This is a genomic window from Flavobacterium sp. A45 (assembly GCF_002001005.1).
Classification (GTDB): Bacteria; Bacteroidota; Bacteroidia; order Flavobacteriales; family Flavobacteriaceae; genus Flavobacterium.
Genome location: NZ_MUNX01000154.1, coordinates 1 through 4,975 on the forward strand (window position 1 = coordinate 1; position 4,975 = coordinate 4,975).

At 34.1% G+C, this 4,975-nt stretch carries 3 protein-coding genes; all 3 read left to right on the forward strand.

The annotated features are described in order from the left end of the window. Nucleotides 1-204: hypothetical protein (locus B0E44_RS18970; protein ID WP_217341322.1), on the forward strand; the 204-nt coding region annotated here is incomplete at its 5' end. A gap of 11 nt (nt 205-215) precedes the next feature. Next, nucleotides 216-3,242: a TonB-dependent receptor gene (locus tag B0E44_RS18260; RefSeq protein ID WP_077378817.1), complete on the forward strand. Its 3,027-nt coding sequence runs from the start codon at nt 216-218 to the stop codon at nt 3,240-3,242. A gap of 43 nt (nt 3,243-3,285) precedes the next feature. Next, nucleotides 3,286-4,875, forward strand: coding sequence for a RagB/SusD family nutrient uptake outer membrane protein (locus B0E44_RS18265; protein WP_077378820.1), 1,590 nt, complete (start codon nt 3,286-3,288; stop codon nt 4,873-4,875). The last annotated feature ends 100 nt before the right edge of the window (nt 4,876-4,975 follow it).

Sequence of the window (4,975 nt, forward strand, 5' to 3'; positions counted from 1 at the left end):
GATATAATTATGTGTAGTGCAAAAAATGTTATTGTTTTTTTTATAAATCCTATTTTAATTACCCAAAACCTTTGTTTTTATGGGTATAAAGACGTTAGCACCCCTAAAAACGAATGTATTCCTCCCGTGGGATCATTAGTAAATATTGAATTTTGGCCTATAAATCAAAACGATTTTATAAAACTAACCAAAAACATTAATTAAAAATTTTAACAATGAAAAACAGCAAAAATGTAAACATGCTTTTTCTTGGAGGAAACTATTTGAGATTAAGCTTGATTTTATTCATCTGCATTATTTCACAGAGTGTGAGTGCACAAAAAAAGATGATTTCAGGCAAAGTAGTCGATAACACAGGTATGCCTCTGCCAGGAGCGAATATTGTGGTAAAAGGCGAGTCAAAAGGTGTCTCAACGGATTTTGACGGTAAATTTAGTATTGAAGCCGATCCTAAAGAGACATTAATTATTTCTTTTGTAGGAATGGATAATACTACAGTTGTAGTAGGGAACAGAACAAGTTTGAATATTAAACTTCAATCGAGTGCTCAATCGCTTCAGGAAGTAGTTGTATCTGTAGGATACGGAGTGAAGAAAAGAAGTGACGTAATTAGTTCGGTGGCGACTGTAAAAGCGGCGGACTTATTAAAAGTTCCGACATCAGATGTAGGTGAGATGCTTAGAGGTAAAGCTGCAGGAGTCCAAGTTACTTTGGCAGATGGTGGTCCAGGAAGTTCTTCGAGTATACAAATTAGAGGAAAAAAATCTATCAGCGGATCTAATGATCCTATTGTAATTGCTGATGGCGTTGTGATTGGAAATATCAATGATGTTAACGCAAACGATATTGCTTCTATGGAGATTTTAAAAGATGCCGCTGCGCAGTCTATGTATGGAGCTAGAGCAGCAAATGGGGTAATTTTAATTACGACTAAAAAAGGTAAGTTAGGAAAAGCAAGAATTTCGTATAATGGATTTTCTGGAATTCAAACCATAAATAGAAATTTTGATATCTATAGTGGTGAAGAATTTGCCCAATTAAAAAGAGAAGCATACAGAACTTCAAATGCAGGTGTTTACAGACCCGACAATCAAGTGTTCACTACTTTGGAATTGGAATCGGTTACTTCTGGCGAATATATAGATTGGGAGAAGTATATGCTGAAAACAGGTAATACGAATAATCATAACGTTAGTATTTCATCTGGTACAGAAACGTCAAGTATTTTTAGCAGTATTAACTACATCAATGTAAATGGTGTGATTCCAAACTCTGATTATGAGAAAGTTTCTTTGAGACTAAATTTTGATCAAAAAATCAATGATTGGCTGAAGGTAGGAATGAACACTTCATATCAATATTCTGAATCCAATGACCCAAACAATGGTGGTGTTTTATTAAATTCTATCACGACTTCTCCATTGGGTAAAATATATAATGATGATGGTTCTTTCCGACATTTACCGGGTGGTGTGCAGGAAACTCCAAACCCGTTAATTGATCTTTATGAGACAAATACTAATGAACTAAATAGAAACGATCTCTTGAATGTATATTTTGATGTTACTCCTTTTAAAGGCTTCAGTTATAAATTGAATACAAGCAGACGATCTTGGAATTATAAAGCGATGGCTTATAATTCTTCAAAATCTCTTGCGGGTATTGGGAATTCGGGACAAGGATCTGGCAGCATTCGTTTTCAGGATAATGTAGAATATCAATTAAGTAATATATTCAATTATAAATTAAACGTTGCAGAGAAAAATCACTTTGGTTTGACAGCAGTTCATGAATTAACCCAATCTGAATACAATGATTTTAGAAATACTGCTACCCGATTGCCAAACGATATTCTTGGAATTTATGGATTGGAGGCTGCTTTTTTGAATACACCTGATATTGGAGGAAGCGAAAGAGCATTGGTTTCCTTTGCGGGTAAATTTGAATATGACTTTGATAATAAATATTATTTTGCTGCATCTGCTAGAGCTGACGGTTCATCAGTATTTGGAAAAAATAATAAATGGGGATACTTCCCAGCAGTTAATGCAGCTTGGAATGTAGCTAAAGAAGAATTTATGGTAGATCATGTGCCAGTTCTTAATGTTTTAAAATTAAGAGCCAGTTATGGACAAGTAGGAAATCAGCCTAGAGATCCATATCAGAGTATGGCATCAGCAGATCAAAGAGATTACATAATAAATGGTGTTAAAGTATCAGGTTATGTTCCAGGAGGAGCTTTATCTAATCCTGATTTGAGTTGGGAAACTTCGACTCAGTTGAATCTTGCTGTTGATTTTGGATTATTAAAAAATAGAATTAACGGAACAGTGGAAGTTTATGATACAGATACAGATGATTTACTGATTAGAGAATTGCTTCCTTCAGGTTCTGGATATACTGAAAAATTGTCTAATCTGGGAAAAGTTAACAATAGAGGTATTGAAGCTACTCTAAATACTGAAATTGTTAATAATAAGGATTTTAAATTAAACTTAGGATTTAGCTTTACAAAAAACATAAGTAAAATTGTAAGTATTTATGGTAAAGATGCAAATGGTGACGGTATTGAAGATGATGATACTGCAAATAGATGGTTTATAGGACAGCCTATAGATGTGTACTGGCAATATAAAGCCATTGGAATTTATCAAGAAGGAGAAACTATTCCGACAGTTACAGGTACAGTTTTACAGCCAGGCGATATAAAACTATATGATGCTAATCCTTCAAATGGAGCTAATCCGGAAGATGCTGATAAAATTCTTACTTCAAGATTACCAGATTGGTATGGAACAGTTTCGTTAAATATGCAATATAAAAACTTCGATTTATCAGCAGATTTTTATACCGTTCAAGGAATAACCAAAGATAATCCATTTTTATATGGTTATAATGAAGGAGGTTCTTTGCGCGGGGTGAAAAATGGATTAAAACAAGATTACTGGACTCCGGAAAACCCAACTGGGAATTGGCCAAGACCAAGAGATGGTAATGATCCGCCATATATGAATTTTATGGGATTACAAGATGCTTCATACATTAGACTGCAAAATCTTTCTTTTGGCTTCACAATGCCAGATCAGGTAATTAAATCCACAGGGTTAAGCAACATGAGAATGTATGTAACAGGAAGCAATTTAGTAACAATTACAGATTTTCAGTCATATAGTCCAGAGAAAAATCCAAATGAATATCCAGAACCGGTTTCTTTTGTTTTTGGACTACAAGTTGGGTTTTAATAGTACAATTTAGTTAGAATTTAAATTATAAATAATTAAGATTATGAAAAGTATAAAAATTTTATTGGTTTTGGTACTCTTACTCTCTTTAGGATTTTCTTCTTGTGAAGAGTTTTTGAAAGAAGAGGTAAAAGACAAAATATCTGTAGATTATATCTATGATTCTCCAGACGGTTTAGATGTAGGTGTAAATGCGCTTTACAATCTAATGCGTAAGTATAATTTGCCATCTGGTGATAATGCTGATTTGTGGTCTAATGTTTTCTTTATGGTGGGGACAGACTTAGGTTTGCATAGAACATGGAATACACCATATGGTACAGGTCACAATCCTACTGCTTTTACTGGATCCAAGTGGATTCAAGGGTATAAGATTATCGATAGATGCTCTGCGATTATTACAGCTGCTAGAAAGGTCGAAATGGATGCTGCAGTAAAAAATAAGCTAGTGGCTCAAGCCAGAGTTATAAGAGGTGAAGTGTATTTGGATTTAAAAGAAATGTATGGTAATATATTAATAGATACTATAGCAACTACTCCAGAAAATATAAATGATCCTGTTGAATACAAAGTGGCCAGTGATGCCGATGTATATAAATTAATAGATGGAGATCTTGACTTTGCAATAAAGTATCTTGATTATAAAGTATCTCCAGGAAGATACGGACAAGGTGTGGCAAGACATATACGTGGAAAAAGCGCCATGTGGCAAAAGGATTATGCTGGAGCAGCCGCGCATTTTGACGCAGTGATTAATGAAGGAACTCATGCTCTGGTAACATTAGGAGAAGTTTGGGGACAAAATGGCAATCATAGAGAGTCGCTGTTTACTTATCAAAAAGATCAATTGTTAGGAGCTAATGATGATCTTGCTGGTGGTGGTGGTTCTTGGTTAAGCAGTGTTTTTACTCACAGAACTTATGAATTGAACGCTAATGAGCTAGTACAGGATGTAGCTTATGGAGGTCAGGCTTTAGGTTGGTTTTACCCAAACAATTATTTGAAATCATTGTATGATCAAACAAATGATTTGCGATTTAAAACATATTACTATTCTGACAATTATTTAGATTATAAAATCAATGTTCCAACTAATCCTAAGTTTGGTCAGCCTATTACTAATCCTGCAATTGCAGCTCCAAACGGGAATTATAGAAGATGGCACTGGAGTTTGAAAAAATACCATGACACCGAAAAATTACCTATGACTTCTGATAGTTATAAAGATTATATGTATTACAGACTGGCTGAGACCTATTTATTAGCTTCTGAAGCATACCATTATTTGGGTAACGATACAAAAGCACTTTTGTATCTAAACAAAGTGAGAAGAAGAGGGTATACAGGTAATCCAATAAGTACTGTTAGTACATATGATATTACATCTTGGACTTTAAACACCTATTTGGATGAGTCTGCACGTGAATTAGCTTTTGAGAAAAATAGATGGTTCTTATTGAAACGTTTGGGTTTACTGGTAGAAAGACAAAATTTATATTTCAAGTCTAGTACTGCCGGTACTATCTCAGGGGAGAGACCTTTAAATATGACTCCAGCGATGGTAAACATGCCGATTCCACAAAGTCAAATTAATTTGATGGGTAATCCACCAGGTTTCAATGTAGGATATTAAAAAAAATAAGTTAGGTTAAGTTGAATTGGTAATTGAGGTTAGTTTATTCTAACCTCTTTTATTTTTTTGTAAATAGAATATTGAGCAGTCTTATTTAGAT